Below are 21,236 nucleotides of genomic sequence, written 5' to 3'. Positions count from 1 at the left end.
ATGGCAGTTTTTACCCCGGTCTCACTGGAAGATGTCGGCCATTGGATCAAGCAATTCCCCCTTGGCAAAGCCCTCGCGCTGAAAGGCATCGCGTCCGGCATCGAGAACAGCAATTTTTTCCTGACTACCGAGCGCGGCGAGTTCGTGCTCACGATTTTTGAAAACCTGACGTTCGAGCAGCTGCCGTTCTACCTGCAGCTGATGCGCCACCTGGCCGACCACGGCGTGCTGGTGCCGGCGCCCGTCCCCAACGACCAGGGCGAACTTTGCGTGCCGCTGCACGGCAAGCCGGCCGCCATCGTCTCCAAGCTGGAAGGCAAGCCGCAAATGGCGCCGCAACCGGTGCACTGCGCTGCGGTCGGCGCCATGCTGGCGCGCATGCACCTGGCCGCCCAGGACTTCGCCCTGCAGCAGCCCAACCTGCGCGGCTTGCCATGGTGGCGCGAAGCCACCGCCGCCGTGCTGCCGCACCTGGCGCTGGAACAAGCCCACCTGCTGCACGATGAAATGAAGTTCCAGGAAGCGCTGCACGCCTCCGACGACTACCACGCCCTGCAGCGCGGCCCGGTGCACGCCGACCTGTTCCGCGACAACGTGATGTTCGACGGCGAGCGCCTGACCGGTTTCTTCGACTTCTACTTTGCCGGCTGCGATAGCTGGCTGTTCGACGTCGCAGTGACCGTCAACGACTGGTGCATCGACCTGGCGACCGGCGCCCTCGACGAAGCACGCGTGCGCGCCATGCTGGACGCCTACCACGCGGTGCGGCCTTTCACCGCCACCGAGCATTCGCTGTGGCCGGCCCTGCTGCGCGCCGGCGCCTTGCGCTTCTGGCTGTCGCGCCTGTACGATTTTTATTTGCCGCGCGCCGCCGAAATGCTGACGCCGCACGACCCGACCCACTTTGAGCGCATCCTGCGCACACGCATTGCCGTTCCGGCCCCGGAGTTGTATTAAATGAGTAACATCCCCGCCAGCGCAGGCGTCGCCTGGATTCGCGAAGGCTTCGCCATCTTCCGCAAACAGCCCGGCGGGCTGATGCTATTGATGCTGGCCTACCTGGTGGCGGGTGTGGTGCTGGGAATTATTCCCCTGCTGGGGCAATGGCTGCCAATGATCCTGGCGCCGGTATTCACCGCAGTCTTCGTGCAGGCCTGCGCCGCCGCCGATCGCAAGCAAAGCCTGACGCCGGAAATGCTGCGCCCGGTCTTCCAGAAACCGATTTTCCCGCGCCTGGCCGGACTGGGGGCGCTGTTCGTCCTGGTGCTGGCCCTGCTGGCCATGCTGTTTGCGTCCGTGGTCGGCATGGACACGATGCGCCAGCTGGCGGAGCAGCAGGCAAAGCCGGATGCAGCAGCAGCGGCCGCGGCTGCCAACGGCAACTTCGGCTGGGCCATGTTTGTGATCTTCCTGCTGTCGCTGCCGCTCAGCATGGCGATGCTGTTCGCCGCGCCGCTAATCTTCTGGCAGCAAATGCGGGTCGGCAAAGCGCTGTTCTACAGCTTCTTTGCCGTCTGGCGAGCGCTGCGTGCCTTCCTGCTGTATTTCGTATGCTGGGTGGCGATTGTGATGCTGCTGACTAATGTGGTGCTGCTCCTGCTCGGCAAGACCCTGCTGGGCATGGCAGTGCTGCAATCGTCGCTGATGGTACTTGTCATGGTCATCCAATGCTCGGTATACGCCGCCTACAAGGCTATTTTTGGCGAGCCGGAGCTGCCGGGAGCGGCGCCAGGTCAATAAACCTCTCCAGCACACATTCACGTGGAGCGTTCACGCCAGATATACGTTTGAACCGGGCAGTCATCTGCGTGATTGATCGCCCGCTCCGGCCAGTGGCGTCCGGATAGCTGGTAACGCTGAGAAGGTCTCCATCAATCGAGAACTCGTTCGGGCGCAAATACCCAACCGACTGCGCCAAATGACTGCCTCTTCGAGCCTGCTGCGTGTACGTTGAGGGAGATTCCACCTGGTACTCGAGTGTGAGCCATGAGGTTTGGCCTGGATTTGGCCCAGCGCAGGTCACGAAAATTTCCGAATCCGAGTAGAAGCGCGTGCACTCCGTAGTAGTTCGCTGCACCACGCCATCGCTGAAACGAGTCTCACCCTCACTACCGCCCCAACATCCGAGAAGCTCGCCAGGCCGCCCAACTTCAGCGGCAAAAGTATTCGTCATGAGAGCTAAGAACAGCAAGGTGGAGATCTGCAATTTCATCGGGAATACCGAAGTCAGCGACCGTCGCGTATCGGGTCTGACCCTTGGGTCTGACCCTGATTTACCGGTTCTGGTTTGAAAATCGAAAGAGTGCAAAAGTCAGGCTGGCGCACAGGCCGCATGATCGCCGCGACCGCAATTGTCTCATCCCAAAAGTGCAAACCCGGTAACCCAGGGTCAGACCCAAGGGTCCGACCCGCCCGTGCCGCCGCTGCTGGCAAGCCTTGAATGCGCTCATTCCACCCGATCATAAATCCCTTAGGCCCATCCTTTCCGACGCGCGGCCTCGGCCTGGCGCCGCTTCTCCAGCTTGAACTGATTTTCAGCATCCAGTTTCACAAAGTCAGGATGGCGCGCAAAGTACGGGCCCAGCCAGCCGTCTTCGTGCGTAAATGCCATGGTCCACGCGAAGTTTGGCGGGAACACATAGTAGTCGGCGAGCGAAGATGACGTGGGGAGCAAATCGGTGACAAAGGCCAGTTTGCGATCATTCGCCAGGACGACGAACTCCATGCCCGCCTGTTGCTCGTATTGCTGAATTGCTTCGGCGCCGGCAATACTCGGATAGCGCGCACCGCTGAAAACATGCCAGAGGTATGCCTTCGTGTTGGCGCCCTGCCGGTTATTGCCGAATACCGCGAGCCAGTCGTCCGCAAGCTGGCTCGCCTCCGCCTCGGAGAACTGGCGCACTACGCTGCCCGGATGAACCATTTCCTTAATCCGCATACGCTTCCCTAGTCAGCCGCAGGTCAATCCGAAGCCTTCGTCCCAGATGGCTCGCTGGCATATTGCCGCGCCAGCGACTCAGAGAACGCCGTTTCGAGAGAACCAACGCGGAGCACAGTACTTCCCGACAACAACACACCAACGCCCCAGCGGTCCCACGTGCAGCCCAGTTCCGCACCAATGATCGTACCTGGCACATCTGGCAAGTGATGGATATATATCGCATTGAGACTAATATGACGTAGCACCTCTTCCCTTGACTGAATGTTGGGCAATGGGTTGTCGTGTTTTCGCGTAGATGAACTGGTGGCCAGCAACTCTGCGCAGTTGCTATGAACCGCATCAACAATCGAGTGGCCAATTTCTTCGGAGTTCTCAAGCACCCACTCCACGATTTCCATTTCCCGCTCCGATAAAGGAACAGGTTCGCGCCCGTAAGGAGCGTAAATCAAGTAGATATCCAACTGACGGTCGGCAGCCTGAAAATTAATCTCTCCCCAACGTTGACCGCTGACGCGTGCAACCATCAATGTGTCGTTGACACAGGAAAACGATAATCTTTCGGAAGACATAACTGAGGCTCTAGCGTGCGCTGGTTAGAAAGTTTGAGATCGGAATGTACCATGGCTCACGGTTGCCCCTGTACTCCAGTTTTTTTATGTACAAGACTTACGATGTCTTCAACCGTGTGGGTGTTCAAGGCTTCGTCGTCCGAGATCTCAATGTGAAACCGTTCTTCCAACGCACACACCACTTCCACGTCCGCCATCGAGTCAAAGGACCAAAAGAAACTCAGGTTCTTAGAAAAATCATCGGTATCTACAAGCCGAGACAAGTCTGCAGAAAGCTGCGTTTCGAGCACGTCTCGCACGCCAGCCACCACAGAAAGTGAAAAGCCCTTCTTCAGAAAATACGTTTCATAGAACTTCTCAGGCGTGAGCGATGCGCGCCCCTGGAAGGCACGCTCAATCATTCTTTTCCGCCGCCAGGAGTCGAGTCGCACAACAGCGAGCGCCAACGCGACGAGGCATAGAATTATCACGAAAGTTTTGATGCCTGCCTCCTGACGTGGATGACAATCACCTTAGCCAAACGACGACGAAAAGCACGAGCACGGACAACCCCAAGAGTTGAAGAATGCCTTTTGCGCTGACCGAATAGTCCCGCTTCCTTTTTTCAGCCGCTCGCTCCGACATAGAACGGATGAACTCCTCTTCAAAGTCAATCAGCGCGCTGAGCTGAGCGTGTTCGTCAGGACTAGCACTTGCAGTGAGCGTGGACCGTTCCCGCTCAAGATCTCTCTTCCTCCTTCCTGCGAGTTCGATCGGGCCTGGGCTGAACAAGAAACGACCGAGGCCTTTCATTACCTACGTGAACCGTCCTTCTGTAAAGATCGGCATTAGAACCCCTTACCATTCAACGGAATGACCTGACAAATGGGCCCTCTGGGGAAAAGAGGAAAACACCGCCATACTGGTAAGTAGCTTGCGTCACGGTGGCACGAATAACACGATCGTCTTGCAGCAAGAACTCGATTTTTTCCTTGCCAGTCGGTGCACGAAGTGGGATTGGCAGGACCAAGAAAATAGGCATCACTCCCCCCCAAATTGTGTCGAACTCGTAAGTCCAGGCGCGCTTTAGCGCGTCCGAGTTGAATGACTGGTTATGCGATGCCAAAGTATCACGCCAAATCTACCGACAAAAAAGGCAGCGCCTGCATAAAGCAACACCAGCATGAGTATGAACGGAACCATGACGATCGCGGCCGAGAGTGACTCGCCGAAAAGCAAACCAACTGCGCTGCAGATAGCAAGTGCAGAAATAATTCCGCCCGCATATGCCGCAAATGAAGGACTCCGAAACGCACCCAGCGCTGCGCCGATAAGACAAGTACCTACTAAGCCAACCGGAGTAGCCGACAGCGATCCCGCCAACATGAAAAGCAGGAGGGTAAGTACGCCAGCTATAAAGGTGAACCTAGTGTCGATTACAAGTCTCATTGGGCATAACGTCGCTGTTCAGCGGCGCCGCTAGGCGTCCGCTGGAACAAATGGTTGGGATAATAGCTCATGCCGAACGCAGACCAGAAAATTTGACCGATGTTTTTCGCACTAGCCACGCAAGAAGGATGGCAACAGGAATACCTAGAATGAGCTCCGCTCCCATGCCTAAGAGGTCACGCGGTAGCGGAAAAAGCTGTCCTTTTGGCACAAAGTGCGAATACTCGAAAGCTAAGAGCACAAGCCCGCCAGCTAAGTGGACTGCGGCAGCAACAAGAACCAAGCGATACCGAATGAGTATGCCAAGTACCATGGCCGGAACGATCCAATAAAGAGACCGCCAGAGCGTAGCGAATTGCTGAAATTGCGTCGGATCCGGATTTTCAAAGGCGCCGGTGCTTGCGAGGAACGACATACGGCCAAACACGCAAGTCGCCAACAGCGCCGAAAGTGCGCCGAGATATGCCGATTTCGCTTTCAACGCTCCTCCCAACGTGATTCGATGTCATATTGACGTTTTAACAAACATCATTATGACGCCTAACACTCTGGCAATCAATCTCCTAGCCATAACCAACTAGCTATGGCGGCGGCCAGACGGCCTTCCAAGCGCACCGCCGGTATAATGGCGGCATGCAAAATCTCCTCCACAACCTCAATCCCGAACAACTCGCAGCAGTCACCCTGCCACCGCAAAACGCCCTGATCCTGGCCGGCGCCGGATCGGGCAAAACGCGCGTGCTGACCACCCGTATCGCGTGGCTGATCCAGACTGGCCAGGTCTCTCCGGCCGGCGTGCTGGCGGTGACCTTTACCAATAAAGCGGCCAAGGAAATGCTCACCCGTTTGAGCGCCATGTTGCCGATCAATACACGCGGCATGTGGATCGGCACCTTCCACGGCCTGTGCAACCGCTTGCTGCGCACCCACTACAAGGATGCCGCGCTGCCGCAGACCTTCCAGATCCTCGATTCGCAAGACCAGCTGTCGATGATCAAGCGCCTGCTGAAAGCGAACAATATCGACGACGAGAAGTTCCCGCCGAAGCAGGTGATGTACTTCATCAACAACAACAAAGACCAGGGATTGCGCGCCTCGCAGGTGGAGGCCTACGACGCGCTGGAGCGCAAGCTGGTCGAGCTTTACCAGCTCTACGACGACCAGTGCCAGCGCGAAGGCGTGGTGGATTTCGCCGAACTGCTGCTGCGCACCTACGAACTGTTGTCGCGCAACGAGCCGCTGCGCCAGCATTACCAGCAGCGCTTCCGCCACATCCTGGTCGACGAGTTCCAGGATACGAACAACCTGCAGTACGCCTGGCTGAAGCTGATGGCCGGCCATGCCTCGCCGTTCGGCGGCGCGCTGTTCGCGGTGGGCGACGATGACCAGAGCATCTACGCCTTCCGTGGCGCCAACGTGGGCAATATGCAGGCCTTCGAAAGCGAGTTCCAGGTCAAGAACCTGATCAAGCTGGAACAGAACTACCGCTCGCACGGCCACATCCTGGATTCCGCCAACCTGCTGATCTCGAACAACAGCCGCCGCCTGGGCAAGAACTTGCGCACTGACGCCGGCCACGGCGAGCAAGTTCGCGTGTACGAGGCGAGCTCGGACCTGCAGGAAGCGCAATGGATCATCGAGGAAGCCAAGTCGCTGATTGCCGAAGGCGCCCTGCGCCGCGAAATCGCGATCCTGTACCGCTCGAATGCGCAATCGCGCGTGATCGAACATGCGCTGTTCTCGGCCGGCATGCCTTACCACGTGTACGGCGGCCTGCGCTACTTCCAGCGCGCTGAGGTCAAGCATGCCATCGCCTACTTGCAGTTAATGGACAATCCGCACAACGATTCGGCTTTCCTGCGCGTGGTGAACTTCCCGGCGCGCGGCATCGGTGCGCGCTCGATCGAGCAACTGCAGAATGCAGCGGCTACTTACAACTGTTCGCTGTATGCAGCCGTGCCATACATGGTCGGCAAAGCTGGCAGCTCGCTGGCCGCCTTCACCAAGCTGATTGAGGGCGTGCGTTTCGAGACGCAGCAACTGGCGCTGCCGGAACTGGTGAAGATCACGCTGGATTCTTCCGGCCTGCTGCAGCATTACCAGAACGAGAAGGAAGGCGCCGACCGCGTCGAGAACCTGGAGCAGATGGTCAGCGCGGCAACGCAGTTCGTTTCGGAGGAAGGCTTCGGCCAGGGCGCGCCTGCGCACCTCGGTCCGCAGGCCTCTGCAGCAGCAGGCGCGCAAGTGGTGGTGGCCGATGGTGTCGAGATCATTGATGCAGACGCTCCGCTGGCAACCGTGATGTCGCCGCTGTCAGCTTTCCTGTCGCACGCTTCGCTGGAAGCCGGCGACAACCAGGCGCAGGAAGGCCAGGATGCGCTGCAATTGATGACGGTGCACTCGGCCAAGGGCTTGGAATTCGACAACGTCTTCATCACCGGCCTGGAAGAAGGCCTGTTCCCGCACGAGAGCAGCTCGAAGGAAGAAGGCGGCGTGGAAGAGGAGCGTCGCCTGATGTACGTCGCGATCACGCGCGCGCGCAAGCGGCTGTACATGTCGTTCTGCCAGACCCGCATGCTGCACGGCCAGACGCGCTACAACATGAAGTCTCGCTTCTTCGACGAACTGCCGGAGGAATCGTTGAAGTGGTTGACGGCGCGCGTGCAGAACAACTGGTTCTCTACCGGCTCGCGCAAGTCCGCGTGGGATGAAATGCCTTCCGTGCCAAGCGCGGACAACCGCCTGGCTGCACGCATGAACGAGCGCTCCGGTGCATCCGGCGGCTGGCGCATCGGCGAGTCGGTCGCTCACGCCAAGTTCGGCGAAGGGGTGATCGTTAACCTCGAAGGCAGCGGCGCCAACTGCCGCGCGCAAATCAACTTCGGCTCGTTCGGCATGAAGGTGCTCGACCTCTCGGTCGCCAAGCTGGAACGGCTCTGATGCCGGCTCGGGCGGAAGTGCTCGCGTTTCCGCCCACTACTTCACCGCGCTAACTCTTTGAGCGAAATCTAATCCCCGGGTGCCCATAGCTGTTCTCGAAACACAGGTCGCCATCGTTATGCATTTTTGCATAGGATAAACGCGATTATTTGGAATTTTCATGCAATGAGGCATAGCCTACAGTGGACGCCATCGTTACTGACATTCCCACGGAGGCTACCCATGGAAACCCTATTGATCCCTGCTTCGCTCCTAGCCGGCGGCCTGCTCGCCGTGCAGGCGGGCGCCAATGCGCAACTGTCCAAAGCAACCGGCAGTCCTTTTGCGGCAACTACGCTGCAACTCTCGGTCGGCACGCTTGCGCTGCTGGTGCTTGCCTTGCTCACTGGAACATTGACCGCCGTCGCTGCCCTCCCCAGCGTGCCTTGGTGGCATGCGGTCGGCGGCGTGGCGAGCGCCTTCTATGTCGTCTCCACCATCCTGCTGTTTCCTCGCCTAGGCGCGATCGTATCGGTTGGCCTGTTCATTGCGGGCCAGATGCTGGCGTCATTTGCGCTCGATGTCACCGGACTGGCGGGCGGCACGCCGCGCACAATCGATGCGCCGCTTGCCATCGGCATGCTGGCCATCCTGGCAGGTGCCGCCATCATCGTGAAGGGCCAGTCGGGCCAGCAGTCGCAGCCTGTCGCGGGCAAGGCTGGCTGGATTGTCCTGGCGCTGCTGGCCGGGGCGGTCCTTCCGGTGCAGGGCGTGGTGAACGGTTTGCTGCGGCATGACCTTGGTGCACCGTTCGTGGTCGGCGCCGTGAGCTTTCTCGTCGCCACCCTGGCGATGACGGTGACGCTGCTGTTCTCGGCCACGGTACTGCGCGCACCGGCGCCCACGCTGCAAGGACTGCCTGCCATGCCCTGGTGGGGTTGGCTGGGCGGCTTCGCCGGCGCGATCTACGTGACCACCGTTTTCACCGCAATCCCGGTCATCGGCGCTTCGGCGGCAGTCGGCTTGACGGTGGCAGGACAGCAAGTGGCGTCAGTTTTCGTCGACCGTCTTGGCTGGTTCCGGCTGCCGCAGCGTGATGTTTCCGCGCTGCGCTTGACGGGCGTCGTGCTGCTGCTGGCCGGTGTGGCAGTCATCAAGTTACTGTGAGATACGCCAGCCCCACCAGGTATAGTGGTATTCGCGCTCCTCGACCTTGAAGGCGGTTCCACAAACAGAGCATGAACACCGGTAAAAGTCGACCCAGTTGCCTTCGAGGTAGGTGATTCTTTCGATGCGCACATTCCCAGCGGCTTGCTCCTGATTCGGGTCGAACATCAGGTATTCGGGATAAAGGCGGCACAGGCACCCTTCTCCGTCACGGTGAAAACGCAGCTTTCGAAGGGCAAACTGCAGGTGTTTATCGTTGGGGAACACCACGCCCCCAAGCGAGAGCTTCTTCGTGCTGGCCGCAATCTCGTCGAGAATCGAAGCGAGTGCATCCAGTTCTGCGCTGTCGCGCAGCTTGATAATCGCGCATGCACTCGACCAGACCCTGGTCGCATCTCCCGACAGGATATCGTCTTTAAGTTTGCTCATTCTCTAGCATTTGCTCGCGGTTCATCGTGCCTGCATTGTACTGAATGCAGGATTTTCGCCACATCTTGTCGGGAAACCGCCAAGTTGGGGGCCCGGGCCTTGAAGGCGCTCCTGAAGATGCGAATATGCGCTTCATGCAAACCAAAGGAGCAATGATGAACACGCAAAACGAGCTTGCTGCTATCAACCAGAAGATCCTCGCCGACGGCGAGTCCCTGCCGCTGGTGCAGTTAAAAGACGGCAGCAAGGTACAAACCGGCACCGTCGCAACGATGCTGCGCAACATCGAGTTGTACAACGCCGGAGAGCGTGGCGAGATTGAGAAAGAACTCGCGGCGGCCATCCCGACCGTCGCCAAGGTCGGGCTGTTCGACCTGTTCCCCCCGGAAGAATGGATCGCAGGGGACAACCAGGGGCGCCGTCTGGTCGGCACCCTGGCGGCGCAGTACTTTGCCTGAGCGCTGTCCGCACCGTTGCCAGTGACGGACGTCCAGATATTTTTACTGCACGCCTGCCGCGGGGCCGCTGATGCGCACCGGCGCCCGGTATCCGCCCGGCTTGTCGCCCAGCGGCGCCGCGCCCGACAGCATGGTCTGCATGCCCGGGGTGAAGAAGGTGTAGGGATAGCCTGCCGCCTTGGCGCTGACCGCATCCAGGCGTTCGCGCAATTGCGCCGGCAAGTCGAAGTCCAGCGCTCCGAGATTGTCCTGCAACTGCGCCAGCCTGGTCGCACCCACCATCACGGTTGCGACGCCCGGACGGTTGGCCACCCAGTTCACCGCCACCTGCGCCATGCTGCGGCCCACCTCGTTCGCCACCTTTTCCAACTCCGCCACGATCGCGAAATTGCGCTCGTTGAATTTGGCGAAGGCCGGGTTGTTCGAGCCGCTCATGGTTTGCAGGCGCCCTTCGCCGAACTGACCGCCGGTGCTGGGCTTGTACTTGCCGGACAACAGGCCGCTGGCCAGCGGGCTCCAGACCATCACGCCCATGCCATGCCGCGTGCCCAGCGGGATGTATTCGTCTTCAATGGCGCGCTCCACCAGCGAGTATTCCATCTGCAGCGCGGACAATGCTTCGTAGCCGCGCAGTTCGGCGATCGTTTGCATGCGGCTGGCATACCAGGCCGGCACGTTCGACAGGCCGATGTGGCGCACCTTGCCAGCGCGTACCGCATCGTCCAGCGTGCGCAGCACCTCTTCCGGCTGCGTCACCATGTCCCAGGCGTGCACCAGGTACAGGTCGACGTAATCGGTGTCCAGGCGCTGCAGCGAACCTTCCAGCGCGCGCATCAAATGTTTGCGGCCATTGCCGCCCGCGTTCGGGTTGGCTGGGTCGCTGCTGTAGGACGCCTTGGTGGCCAGCACGATCTTGTCGCGCAGGCCGCTATCGCGCACGAATTCACCAACCCAGCGTTCCGATTCGCCATTGGTGTACAGGTCGGCCGTATCGACCAGGTTGCCGCCGGCCTCGGTGTACGTCATGAACTGCTCGCGCGCGCTGGCCTTGTCGGCGCCCCAGCCCCAATCGGTGCCGAAGGTCATGGTGCCAAGCGCCAGGCGCGACACGCGCAAGCCGGAATTACCGAGGGTGTAATACTGTTTGAGGGACATGCTTTCTCCATGGTGATTTGTTGACAATGAGGAAATGCAAAATCAACAATACCATGGAAATGAAAGTCGGGGTCAGGTCTGGCAATCCGCCATCTTTTTCGCCATGCGAAAAAGATGGCGGATTGCCAGACCTGACCCCGACTTTTATTACATAAGGGGCTTGGCGCTGCCGTTGCTGATGGCTTCGTCGATCAGGGCGCGCGAGGCTTTATCGGCTTCACGCGACAGGCGGCCCTGTTCGCGTCCCAGCTCGCCCATTTTGCGGCCCATTTCGGCCAGGGGCCGGGACGCTTCGGCGATGCGGGCGTGCATGGCGGCCATTGGCGCCTGGCGTGCTGCCAGCGCGGCATGGCGGGCGCCGATCTCACTGCCGCGGCGCGCCATCTCTTCCGACAGCGGCTCCATCTGCTTGCGCAAGCCTTCCAGGTCGCGTTCGAGCTGGGCGCGGGTCTTGTCGTCGGCCATTTCCATTTTGCGGCTGGCTTTTTCCATGGCGCGGGCGATGCGTTCCTGCTGGCGCGCGGGCAGCTCCATCTGGCGCTCCAGCTCGCGCTCGATCGCTTGCTGCTCTTTGCTGCCCATGGCGGCTTCGGCTTCTTTTGCGATCTTGTCGCTCATGGCTTCTACCTGCTTGCCCTGGACGTCCATCAACTTGCCCTGCTCTTCCATGAGCTTGCCGTGTGCTTCGGCTGGCTTCCACAACTCACGCACCTTGCCCAGCAGGGCCGGGTCCTGGATGACATAGGACTTGCCATCCTTGCGCACGTAGATGAATTCGCCCTTGGTTTCCTGGTGCAGCTTGCGCAGCGCAGCCAGGTCGCTGGGGGCGCCGTGGAAGTTGGTCACCGATAGCTTCTGGTTGTTGTCACGCACATAGGCGTAGGCGCTGCGACTGCCGTCATCGATGGAGAAGTAGTTGTGGCTCTCGATATCCCGCAGCTCTTTCGGCAGCTTTGGCGGTTTCGGCGGCTTGGGCGGAACCAGGACTGCAGCCATCGGCGCTGGCGGAGCTGGCGGCGCAGCGACAGCAGGAGGTGCTGGCGGAGCTGGCGGCGCGGGCTCGACGTCGTGCTGGTCGTCGGCATCGGTGACGTGCATTGCCACGGCGGGCGCTGGTGCCGCAACAGCGCTGGCGGCGGGGAGCGATACTGCTTGCGGCATGGCGTGGGCATACAAGGCGGCGCAGGCAGCAAAAATTCCTAACAGCGGGGTCGCCATCTTCCAGCTCAGTGGCTGTGCATCGGGACGGATCAGGCGTTTGATTCGGGACATGAGGTCTCCTCCGTTTGCCGCGGGAACGGCAAAGTGATTGGTGGTGAACTGGAATTTATCCAGCTCGGAAAGTGCAAGTGCCAGGCGCCGCGGTTCGCCGAGCGTGCTTGCTGCCAAGTCGTCTGCTATCTGTTCACGTTCGCGGCGGATGCATTGCGACAGCATCCATACGCTGGGGTGGTAGAACAGGAAAATCTCGATGCCGCTCTGGACCAGGTTGACCAGGTAGTCGTGGCGGCGCACATGCGCCAGCTCGTGAGCCAGCAAGGCTTCCAGCAAATCGGGCGGCAGGCCGCTGACCAGCGAGGCCGGCAGCAGCACGATCGGGCGCAGGATGCCGGCTGTGATCGGGCCTTCCAGCGCATCGTCGGATACGCCAAGGCGCACCGGGCGGCGAATGCCCATGCGCTGCGCCAGTGCGGTGGCGCGCGCCTGCCAGGTGGCGTCGGCGTGGTAATGGTTGGGCAGGGTGCGGGTGCGCACCCACTGCAGGCCAAGCGACAGGCGCAGCGTCATCAGCGCGGCGCCGGCGGCCCACAGCAGCACCAGCCAGGGCATCTGGCGGCGCAGCAGGTATTCCCAGGAGGCCATGGCGTCGACGTCGACCAAGGCTGTTTCGGCGCCCTGGCCGTCGGCGACGCCGGGAATGGCGGCGATGGCGCCGGCTTCCAGCGGGGCCGGCAGCACGTAGCCGGTGTCGGCGGCGTCGGCCAGGCGCCAGGCGAAGTTGGCCAGCGGGAGCGCGGCGCACAGGAACAAGGCGATGCAAGCCACCAGGTAACGGGCCTGCGGCTTGGCGTTGCGCAGCGCGTGCAGGAGCAGCGCCGCGACGCAGCCGATCAGCAAGCCTTGCCACAGGAAGTGCAGCAGGGACCAGCCCAGGGCGGGGATGACGGCGTTCAGCAGGTTGCTCATGGCAGGCGGCTCCGGTTTGATGGTGTCCTTGCAAACTAGATTAAATGATCTAGAACTTTATGTCTAGAACTTTTTGTCTAGATCGGGATGCAAGTGCTCTGGAGCCAATGTAGCCGCGCGCCGCCACGGCGGCATGCGAAGTGCGACAGAATGCAGATTTGTTGTTCCAGGATGCTTAAAACCGGTAAACCTGGGTCAGACCCGAGGGTCTGACCCAACCGGCCGAAGCCACGGACTGTAGAGGTTTAGTAGACGACCACGGAGCGGATCGATTCGCCGCGTTCCATCAGATCAAAGCCTTCGTTGATGCGATCGAGCGGCAGGGTGTGGGTGATCAGCTCATCGATCTTGAGCTTGCCTTCCATATACCAGTCGACGATCTTCGGCACGTCGGTGCGGCCGCGCGCTCCGCCGAAAGCAGAGCCCAGCCAATGGCGGCCGGTGACCAGCTGGAACGGACGGGTGGAGATCTCCTGCCCCGCCGCCGCCACGCCGATCACGATCGACTTGCCCCAGCCTTTGTGGCAGCACTCGAGCGCCTGGCGCATCAGCTGCGTATTGCCGACGCATTCGAAGCTGTAGTCGGCGCCGCCATCGGTCAGCTGCACAATGGCGTCCACCACGTTCTCCACGTCGCGCGGGTTGATGAAGTGGGTCATGCCGAACTGGCGCGCCATCGCTTCGCGCGCCGGGTTGATGTCGATGCCGATGATCTTGTCGGCGCCGACCATCTTCGCCGCCTGGATCACGTTCAGGCCGATGCCGCCCAGGCCGAACACCACGACGTTGGCGCCCGCTTCAACCTTGGCGGTGAACAGCACGGCGCCGACGCCGGTGGTCACGCCGCAGCCGATGTAGCACACCTTGTCGAACGGCGCGTCGGGGCGGATCTTGGCCAGCGCAATCTCCGGCACCACGATGTAGTTGGAGAAGGTGGACGTGCCCATGTAGTGGAACAGCGGCTTGCCGTCCAGCGAGAAGCGGCTGGAGCCGTCCGGCATCAGGCCCTTGCCCTGGGTGGCGCGGATCGCCTGGCACAGGTTGGTCTTGCGCGACAGGCAGAATTTGCACTGGCGGCATTCCGGCGTGTACAGCGGGATGACGTGGTCGTCCTTCCTGAGCGATGTGACGCCCGGCCCGACGTCGACCACCACGCCTGCGCCTTCATGGCCGAGGATGGCCGGGAACAGCCCTTCCGGATCGGCGCCGGACAGCGTGTAGTGGTCGGTGTGGCAAATGCCGGTGGTCTTGATCTCCACCAGTACTTCGCCCGCGCGTGGCCCGTCCAGGTCCACTTCTTCAATGGTCAGGGGCGCGCCCGCCTTCCATGCAACTGCTGCTCTCGTCTTCATCCCGGTACTCCGAATGTGATAAAGACGACAGCATAGCCTAACTCCTCACCGCCAGCATGGACTCCAGCCCCAGCATGTGCGACACGGTGCGCCACAACTGGCGCGGCGAAGTCCAGGGCTTGGGCAGGAAGGCGTGGGCCTGGTGGTGCAGCATCGGCTGGCTGGCCGAATACAGCAGCACCGGAATGTCTTGCTCGGCCTGGCGCATGGAGCGGATCAGGGCGTGGCCATCGCCGTCGGGCAGGTCGGGATCGATCACCAGCAACGCGAATTCGCCTTGCTGCAACTGGCTTTGCGCCTGGTCGAAGCTGGCGGCATGCACCACGTGGATTTCGGGCGCCAGCAAGGTCGCCAGGACCACGGCGCTATCTTCATCGTGATCGACGTGCAGCACCCGTGGCGCCGGATGCAAATCAAAGGACATGTTCATGAAGCGGTTCTCCGCACTGCAGGGGGAATGGTCGGCGGAGCTGGGCCGAAGGATATTGCCGGGCCGCGAAGGAGTGGCGGCCGCTGAAGGGTGTTGCGGCGGGCGAGTCGGGGCCCACCGCAATAGTCTAATGCAAGAAGATGGCCTGCGGAAAGTCTTATTTTTTCAGGCGTGCGTTAAACGCTGCATGCAAGCCATTCAACATTTCCTCGGCGGCCAGCAGCTGGTCGGCCACTTCATTGATCTTGCGCCGGCTGGAGCGGGCGTGGTCGCGCAGTACTTCGAAGGCGGTGTTGCGGTCGGTCTGGTACTTGCACATCAACAGGCCGACGGCCAGGCTGGTCTCGCGGCCGGCCGCCAGCGCCGCGTTGAGGTTGATCTCGGTGCGCCGCAACTGGCGGATTTCGTCGGCGCGCGCCAGGCCGGCCTCGAAGGCCGGCATCAGGTGGTGCTCGTCGACAGGTTTCACCACGAAACCCACGGCGCCGTAGGCGGCTGCCTGCTTGCCGGCGTCGGCGTCGCCGCGGCCGGACAGGAACATGAAAGGCACCGTGGTGTTGCGGTTCAGCTGCTTGGCCAGCTCCAGGCCCGACATGCCCGGCATGTGGATGTCGAGCAGGGCCAGGTCGGGTTCGCGCTCGGCGATCAGGGACAAGGCCTGGTCCGATGAATGCGCCAGCATGGTGTCGTAGCCGGCGCGGGCTAGCAATTCGCCCAGGAACTCGGTCAGGATCTTGTCATCATCGACGATCAGGATCAGGCGCTTTTGCGGAGTCTGGGCGTTCATCGGCGTCAACCTTATGGTTATGCTAATGGACAAATTATAGACTGAAACTGCCGCACTGCCGCCGCTACATCTTCGGCCAGGTAGACGCTGGTGATAACCGCTACCAGCTGCGCCCCCTCGGCCACCAGCGGCGCGGCATTCTGCGGCGTCATGCCGCCGATGACGCACAGCGGCACGCTGATCACCTCGCGCGCATGGCGCAGGATGGAAGGCTGGGTGGTGACGGCGTACTGCTTCACCTTCGATGGATAAAAGCCGCCGAACGCCACATAGCTGGCGCCGGCCGCCTGTGCCGCCTGGGCGCGCGCCAGCTCGCCGTAGCAGGAAGCGCCAATCAGCTTGTTGGGGCCGAGCGAAGCGCGCACCTCGGCCAGCGGTGCATCAGTGCCGCCGAGGTGCACGCCGTCGGCGCCCAGTTCGCGGCACAGCGCCACGTGGTCGTTGACCAGGAAAGGCACGCTGTACTTGTGGCACAGTTCGCGCAGCGCCCCGCCCTGCTCGCGCCGCAGGGCGGCACTGGCGTCCTTGTGGCGGTACTGCAGCAGCGCGACGCCGGCGCGCAGGGCCTGCTCGGTGACCTCGAGCAGCTTGTCGGTGTCGTCCCAATTCGGGGTCACCAGGTAAAGTCCTTGCATTATTTCTCCTTATCGCTGCGGAATGCGCTGGCCGGGTGCGATCGCATATGAGGCGGCCAGTGCGCGCTGGGTGTAGCCTTGCGCCTTGGTTAATGCTTGTGCCATGGTATTGCCCAGCGCCAGCAGGGCTGCCGTGGCGGCGGCCAGCGTGCATCCGCTGCCGTGGAAGCCGCCGGGCAGGCGCGGCCAGCTCCAGTTCTGCTGGCGGTCCGGCCCGAGCCAGCGGTTGACCACCACGTCGCTGTCTTCGTCGTGGCCGCCGGTCACCAGCACGTGGGTGCAGCCCAGGGCGCGCAGCGCGCGGGCATGGGCCAGTGCATTGCCATGGGCAGTGCCATGCCATGCCCGCGGCACGCCAGGCGCCGCGCGGGCGGGCACTTCGCCACGCTCCGGGCCGGGTTCATCGTACGGTTCCGCGCTGCCAGCAACCGGCGCGGCGGCCATGGAGGCCATCATGGACTCCGCCGCGGCGCCCACGCGAACGGGAGCGCGATAGCGCGCCGCGTTGCCAGCCAGGGCTGCCGCCTCCGGTCCATTCGGCGTGATCAGCGTTGCCAGCGGCAGCAAGGGCGCCAGCGCCTGCACCGCATCGTCGCGGCCCAGCGCATCTCCGTGACCGCTGCGCAGCACGGGATCGAGCACCACCGGCGGATCGCTGTACAGCCGCTGCGCCCAGCCCGGCGCCGCGCCGGCTGCCGCGCGATGCGTGGCGCGCAGCTCGCCGATCAGCATGGCGATGGCCTGCGCGTTTTCCGCGCTGCCCGGAATGCCGATCTTCACCGCCGCCACCGGCACCTGCGCCAGCAGCGCGCGCGCCTGCTGCAGCACAACATCCGCAGCCACCGGCATCACCGCATGCACGCGGTTATTGTCCTGCACCGTGATGGCAGTCAGCACCGGCAGCGCATGCGCCCCCATCGCGGTGATGGCCTGGATATCGGCCGCCATGCCGGCGCCGCCCGAAGGATCGGCGCCGGAAAACACCAGCACGCAGGGCCGGTCGCTCATGCGAGCCTCCCCGCCGTCGGCGACGAAGGCGAGGCGGCGAAACGGCGCGGCATGCGGCCTGCCAGGAAGGCTTCACGGCCGGCCTGCACGCCCAGCTTCATGGCGCGCGCCATGCGTACCGGGTCGCCGGCAGCGGCGATGGCGGTGTTCATCAGCACGCCGTCGCAACCGAGCTCCATGGCAATCGCTGCATCGGAGGCGGTGCCGACGCCGGCATCGACCAGCACCGGCACCTTCGACTGTTCGATGATCAGCGACAGGTTCCACGGATTCAGGATGCCCATGCCGGAGCCGATCAGCGACGCCAGCGGCATCACCGCGCAGCAGCCGATGTCTTCCAGCATGCGCGCCTGGATCGGGTCGTCGCTGCAGTAGACCATGACGTCGAAGCCGTCCTTCACCAGTTCGCGCGCCGCGACCAGGGTTTCCGGCATGTTCGGGAACAGGGTCTTCTCGTCGCCCAGCACTTCCAGCTTGACCAGCTTGTGGCCGTTCAGCAGCTCGCGCGCCATCTGCAGCGTGTACACGGCGTCTTTCGCCGTGTAGCAGCCGGCCGTATTCGGCAGGATGGTGAATTCGTGCGGCGGCACATAGTCCAGCAGGCTGGGCGCGTGCGGGTCCTGGCCGATGTTGACGCGGCGGATCGCCACCGTGATGATTTCCGCGCCCGCAGCCAGCGTGGCTTCGCGGGTCTGCGGCAGGTCCTTGTACTTGCCGCTGCCGACCAGCAGGCGCGAGTTGTATTCCTTGCCTGCGATAACCAATGGTTTGTCTTGCATTTGCAGTCTCCCCTTTTTAGCCCCCGCCGATGGCGCGGACGATGTCTACTTTATCGTTGTGGTTGAGCGCGACCTGCGGCCAGCGCTGGCGCGGCACCACCTGGCGGTTGACCGCCAGCGCCAGCGCCTGGCCGGTCAGCTCGAGCGAATTGATCAGCTGGTCCAGCGTCTGCTGCGGCGGCACCGCATGCGCGGCGCCATTCAGTTCAATCTCGATCATGCTTGCTCGCGGTAGATGTTCGCGCCGCCCTTGACGAACTCGATCGATTTTTCCTGCATGCCCTTGGCAGCGAACTCGCGCACTTCCTGCGTGATCTTCATCGAGCAGAAATGCGGGCCGCACATGGAGCAGAAGTGCGCCACCTTGGCCGAATCCTTCGGCAGGGTCTCGTCGTGGAATTCGCGCGCGCGGTCCGGGTCCAGGCCCAGGTTGAACTGGTCTTCCCAGCGGAATTCAAAGCGCGCCAGCGACAGCGCGTTGTCGCGGATCTGCGCGCCCGGATGGCCCTTCGCCAGGTCCGCCGCGTGAGCCGCGATCTTGTAGGTGATGATGCCTTCCTTGACGTCGGCCTTGTTCGGCAGGCCAAGGTGCTCCTTCGGCGTCACGTAGCACAGCATGGCGGTGCCGTACCAGCCGATCTGCGCCGCGCCGATGCCGGAGGTGATGTGGTCGTAGCCCGGCGCGATATCGGTGGTCAACGGGCCCAGGGTGTAGAACGGCGCCTCGCTGCACTGCTCCAGTTGCAGGTCCATGTTCTCCTTGATGAGCTGCATCGGCACGTGGCCAGGGCCTTCGATCATCACCTGCACGTCGTGCTTCCAGGCGATTTGCGTCAGTTCGCCCAGGGTTTTCAGCTCGCCCAGTTGCGCCGCATCGTTGGCATCCCACACCGAGCCGGGACGCAGGCCGTCGCCCAGCGAGAAGCTCACGTCGTAGGCCTTCATGATTTCGCAGATCTCTTCGAAGTGCGTGTACAGGAAGTTTTCCTGATGGTGCGCCAGGCACCACTTGGCCATGATCGAACCGCCGCGCGACACGATGCCGGTCATGCGGTTGGCCGTCAGCGGCACGTAGCGCAGCAGCACGCCGGCGTGGATGGTGAAGTAGTCGACGCCCTGCTCCGCCTGTTCGATCAGGGTGTCGCGGAAGATTTCCCAGGTCAGGTCTTCGGCCTTGCCGTTCACCTTTTCCAGCGCCTGGTAGATCGGCACGGTGCCGATCGGCACCGGCGAATTGCGCACGATCCATTCGCGCGTTTCGTGGATATGCTTGCCGGTGGACAGGTCCATCACGGTGTCGCCGCCCCAGCGGATGGCCCAGGTCATCTTCTCCACTTCCTCGCCGATGGAGGAGGTCACGGCGGAGTTGCCGATATTGGCGTTGATCTTGACCAGGAAATTGCGGCCGATGATCATCGGCTCCAGTTCCGGGTGGTTGATGTTGGCCGGGATGATGGCGCGGCCGCGGGCAACTTCCTGGCGCACGAATTCCGGCGTGATCTCCTCAGGGATGGCGGCGCCGAACGATTCGCCACGGTGCTGGCGGCCCAGCAGGTCGGCCATGCGCTGGCCCTTCTCGCCCTGGGCACGCAGGCCGGCCAGGTATTCCTTGCGGCGCAGGTTTTCGCGGATCGCCACGTATTCCATTTCCGGCGTGACGATGCCCTGGCGCGCGTAGTGCATCTGCGTTACGTTGCGGCCGGCCTGGGCGCGGCGCGGCTGGCGGTGCAGCTCGAAGCGCAGCGCGTCGAGCTTTTCGTCGGCCAGGCGCAGGCGGCCGTAATCGGAAGTCGGGCCGGCCAGCAATTCGGTGTCGTCGCGCTCGGCGATCCAGGCGGCGCGCGGCGTGCCCAAACCCTTGCGAATGTCGATGGCGGCGTCCGGATCGCTGTACGGGCCGGAGCAATCGTACACGGTGACCGGTGCGTTGTCGCCGGACAGGCTGATTTCGCGCATCGGCACGCGCAGGTCCGGGCGGCTACCGGTAACATAGATCTTGCGGGAATTCGGCAGCGGGGTAACGGCTGCGGAGTCGACCTCGGCCTGGGCGGCGAGGAAGGTTGGATTGGCGTTCATTTTGGCTCCTTTGTTGGCGCAGGAGCCAGCAAAGGAGGTTAGGTTGCGCTTGCGGTTGCGCCGTGTAGGCGCAACCGCTGCGTATCCTGAAGCTTCCCTTCGCTGGCATTATCCAGATCAGGTTCGGAGGGTATTTCTCACCCGCGCACCCGGTATCGAACCGCGCGCACAGGACCCCTAGCGTGTGCCACCTTTCGGCAGCGAGCGGATTATATCTATAATCGGTGCGCATTAAAAGGAGACCGGATGCGATATGTAGTATTCCTGGCAGCGATGGCTGCGCAGGCCGCCATGGCGGCGCCAGGCGCCGATGCGCGCGCCCCAACGCTGGCCGAGCAGCGCTCGTTCGAACAGTTCATGCAGCGCACCGCGCCGGGCGCGCCCGTTCCGCCGCTGCGCATTGAGCGCGGACACGATGGAAGAAAATGGATTGCCAGCGCTAGCAGCGACGCGCCGCCGGTGCGCCTGGTGCTGCCGCTGTGCCGCGTCACGCGCACCCGCTACGCACAGCAGGCCGACGACAGCTGGAGCGCCGACAGCAGCCAGCATGTCTGGATTCACCACACCACCAGCTGCGGCACGCCGCCGGCCACGATGGTCGAACTGCGCGCGCCGCTGGCCGAGATCGACATGCTGCGCCTGATCCAGGCCCAGGGCGAACTGCTGCAGCGCGCTCGCCTGCTCATGGCCGGCAACACCAGTTGCGCACCAACGCGCTCGCGCAATTTCCAGTTGCGCGCACTGGGCCGCAGTCCCGATGGCATGTTCCTGCTTGCTTACGAAAGCGATATCGGCAGCAAGGTAGACGTGACGGTGCGGCCGTCGCGCGCGGAGCTCACCGCGTGGAATGTCAACTGCCCATAGGAGTGCGGGATGGCTGTGTTGCCATGCGCCAACACAAGGCGGAACCGCTCAG

Annotated in this window: 21 protein-coding genes and 1 riboswitch; of the genes, 6 read left to right on the top strand and 15 right to left on the bottom strand. The window is 62.4% G+C overall.

Going from position 1 to position 21,236, the window contains the following annotated elements; all coding sequences use genetic code 11:
- Both ACN9M3_RS06910 and ACN9M3_RS06905 read left to right on the top strand, forming a co-directional pair.
- Window positions 1-957: a homoserine kinase gene (locus ACN9M3_RS06910; protein WP_426321398.1), complete on the top strand. Its 957-nt coding sequence runs from the start codon at window positions 1-3 to the stop codon at window positions 955-957.
- Window positions 958-1,740 (top strand): BPSS1780 family membrane protein, encoded by a 783-nt coding sequence (locus ACN9M3_RS06905; RefSeq protein WP_426321396.1) that lies wholly within the window; start codon window positions 958-960, stop codon window positions 1,738-1,740.
- Window positions 1,741-2,470: 730 nt separating this feature from the next.
- On the opposite strand, the gene ACN9M3_RS06900 is transcribed toward ACN9M3_RS06905, so the two are convergent.
- The 4 genes from ACN9M3_RS06900 to ACN9M3_RS06885 all read right to left on the bottom strand — a co-directional run bounded on the left by ACN9M3_RS06900 (window position 2,471) and on the right by ACN9M3_RS06885 (window position 5,419).
- Window positions 2,471-2,938: a DUF4275 family protein gene (locus tag ACN9M3_RS06900; protein ID WP_426321394.1), complete on the bottom strand. Its 468-nt coding sequence runs from the start codon at window positions 2,936-2,938 to the stop codon at window positions 2,471-2,473.
- Between the two features lie 23 nt (window positions 2,939-2,961).
- Window positions 2,962-3,465, bottom strand: coding sequence for a DUF6985 domain-containing protein (locus ACN9M3_RS06895; protein ID WP_426321392.1), 504 nt, complete (start codon window positions 3,463-3,465; stop codon window positions 2,962-2,964).
- A 101-nt stretch (window positions 3,466-3,566) separates the two neighbouring features.
- On the bottom strand, window positions 3,567-3,911 hold the full coding sequence (locus ACN9M3_RS06890) for an acyl carrier protein (RefSeq protein ID WP_426321390.1): 345 nt from the start codon (window positions 3,909-3,911) through the stop codon (window positions 3,567-3,569).
- Between the two features lie 1,094 nt (window positions 3,912-5,005).
- Window positions 5,006-5,419: a hypothetical protein gene (locus tag ACN9M3_RS06885; protein ID WP_426321388.1), complete on the bottom strand. Its 414-nt coding sequence runs from the start codon at window positions 5,417-5,419 to the stop codon at window positions 5,006-5,008.
- A 152-nt stretch (window positions 5,420-5,571) separates the two neighbouring features.
- Between ACN9M3_RS06885 and ACN9M3_RS06880 the strand changes: the two genes are divergently transcribed.
- Both ACN9M3_RS06880 and ACN9M3_RS06875 read left to right on the top strand, forming a co-directional pair.
- Window positions 5,572-7,878, top strand: a complete 2,307-nt coding sequence (locus tag ACN9M3_RS06880) for a UvrD-helicase domain-containing protein (protein ID WP_426321386.1) — start codon at window positions 5,572-5,574, stop codon at window positions 7,876-7,878.
- Between the two features lie 222 nt (window positions 7,879-8,100).
- Complete coding sequence (locus ACN9M3_RS06875) at window positions 8,101-9,024, top strand: DMT family transporter (RefSeq protein ID WP_426321384.1); 924 nt, start codon at window positions 8,101-8,103, stop codon at window positions 9,022-9,024.
- Here the strand turns inward: ACN9M3_RS06875 and ACN9M3_RS06870 are convergent.
- The gene (locus ACN9M3_RS06870) at window positions 9,016-9,453 is read right to left on the bottom strand and encodes a hypothetical protein (RefSeq protein WP_426321382.1); all 438 of its coding nucleotides are present in this window, start codon (window positions 9,451-9,453) and stop codon (window positions 9,016-9,018) included. The two genes, ACN9M3_RS06875 and ACN9M3_RS06870, sit on opposite strands and share 9 nt — an antisense overlap.
- 152 nt (window positions 9,454-9,605) lie before the next feature.
- Here ACN9M3_RS06870 and ACN9M3_RS06865 point away from each other — a divergent pair, with 152 nt between their 5' ends.
- Entirely contained in the window at window positions 9,606-9,911 is a 306-nt protein-coding gene (locus tag ACN9M3_RS06865) for a DUF7709 family protein (RefSeq protein ID WP_426321380.1), read from the top strand.
- Between the two features lie 42 nt (window positions 9,912-9,953).
- Here ACN9M3_RS06865 and ACN9M3_RS06860 read toward each other — a convergent pair whose 3' ends face one another.
- The 10 genes from ACN9M3_RS06860 to thiC all read right to left on the bottom strand — a co-directional run bounded on the left by ACN9M3_RS06860 (window position 9,954) and on the right by thiC (window position 20,320).
- Window positions 9,954-11,066, bottom strand: coding sequence for an aldo/keto reductase (locus tag ACN9M3_RS06860; protein WP_426321379.1), 1,113 nt, complete (start codon window positions 11,064-11,066; stop codon window positions 9,954-9,956).
- 147 nt (window positions 11,067-11,213) lie between these two features.
- Window positions 11,214-13,253 (bottom strand): M56 family metallopeptidase, encoded by a 2,040-nt coding sequence (locus ACN9M3_RS06855; protein WP_426321377.1) that lies wholly within the window; start codon window positions 13,251-13,253, stop codon window positions 11,214-11,216.
- A gap of 245 nt (window positions 13,254-13,498) precedes the next feature.
- Entirely contained in the window at window positions 13,499-14,605 is a 1,107-nt protein-coding gene (locus tag ACN9M3_RS06850) for an S-(hydroxymethyl)glutathione dehydrogenase/class III alcohol dehydrogenase (protein WP_426321375.1), read from the bottom strand.
- Between the two features lie 37 nt (window positions 14,606-14,642).
- The gene (locus ACN9M3_RS06845; protein WP_426168999.1) at window positions 14,643-15,035 is read right to left on the bottom strand and encodes a response regulator; all 393 of its coding nucleotides are present in this window, start codon (window positions 15,033-15,035) and stop codon (window positions 14,643-14,645) included.
- 157 nt (window positions 15,036-15,192) lie between these two features.
- Window positions 15,193-15,822: an ANTAR domain-containing response regulator gene (locus ACN9M3_RS06840; RefSeq protein WP_426321372.1), complete on the bottom strand. Its 630-nt coding sequence runs from the start codon at window positions 15,820-15,822 to the stop codon at window positions 15,193-15,195.
- 17 nt (window positions 15,823-15,839) lie between these two features.
- Window positions 15,840-16,457 (bottom strand): thiamine phosphate synthase, encoded by a 618-nt coding sequence (thiE, locus tag ACN9M3_RS06835; RefSeq protein WP_426321370.1) that lies wholly within the window; start codon window positions 16,455-16,457, stop codon window positions 15,840-15,842.
- A 9-nt stretch (window positions 16,458-16,466) separates the two neighbouring features.
- The gene (thiD, locus tag ACN9M3_RS06830; RefSeq protein WP_426168992.1) at window positions 16,467-17,465 is read right to left on the bottom strand and encodes a bifunctional hydroxymethylpyrimidine kinase/phosphomethylpyrimidine kinase; all 999 of its coding nucleotides are present in this window, start codon (window positions 17,463-17,465) and stop codon (window positions 16,467-16,469) included.
- Window positions 17,462-18,244, bottom strand: a complete 783-nt coding sequence (locus ACN9M3_RS06825; RefSeq protein ID WP_426321368.1) for a thiazole synthase — start codon at window positions 18,242-18,244, stop codon at window positions 17,462-17,464. The genes thiD and ACN9M3_RS06825 overlap by 4 nt, the downstream gene beginning before the upstream one ends.
- A 16-nt stretch (window positions 18,245-18,260) precedes the next feature.
- Complete coding sequence (gene thiS, locus ACN9M3_RS06820) at window positions 18,261-18,464, bottom strand: sulfur carrier protein ThiS (protein ID WP_426321366.1); 204 nt, start codon at window positions 18,462-18,464, stop codon at window positions 18,261-18,263.
- Window positions 18,461-20,320 (bottom strand): phosphomethylpyrimidine synthase ThiC, encoded by a 1,860-nt coding sequence (thiC, locus tag ACN9M3_RS06815; RefSeq protein ID WP_426321364.1) that lies wholly within the window; start codon window positions 20,318-20,320, stop codon window positions 18,461-18,463. Before thiC ends, thiS begins: the two co-directional genes overlap by 4 nt.
- Window positions 20,321-20,397: 77 nt before the next feature.
- Window positions 20,398-20,509: riboswitch (TPP riboswitch) on the bottom strand.
- A gap of 57 nt (window positions 20,510-20,566) precedes the next feature.
- Between thiC and ACN9M3_RS06810 the strand changes: the two genes are divergently transcribed.
- Entirely contained in the window at window positions 20,567-21,184 is a 618-nt protein-coding gene (locus ACN9M3_RS06810; protein WP_426321363.1) for a hypothetical protein, read from the top strand.
- Window positions 21,185-21,236: the final 52 nt, after the last annotated feature.

It is taken from the genome of Pseudoduganella sp. R-43 (assembly GCF_049913255.1).
Lineage (GTDB): Bacteria > Pseudomonadota > Gammaproteobacteria > Burkholderiales > Burkholderiaceae_D > Rugamonas.
The sequence above is the reverse complement of the archived record's forward strand: the minus strand, read 5'-3'. Positions and strand labels throughout refer to the sequence as shown.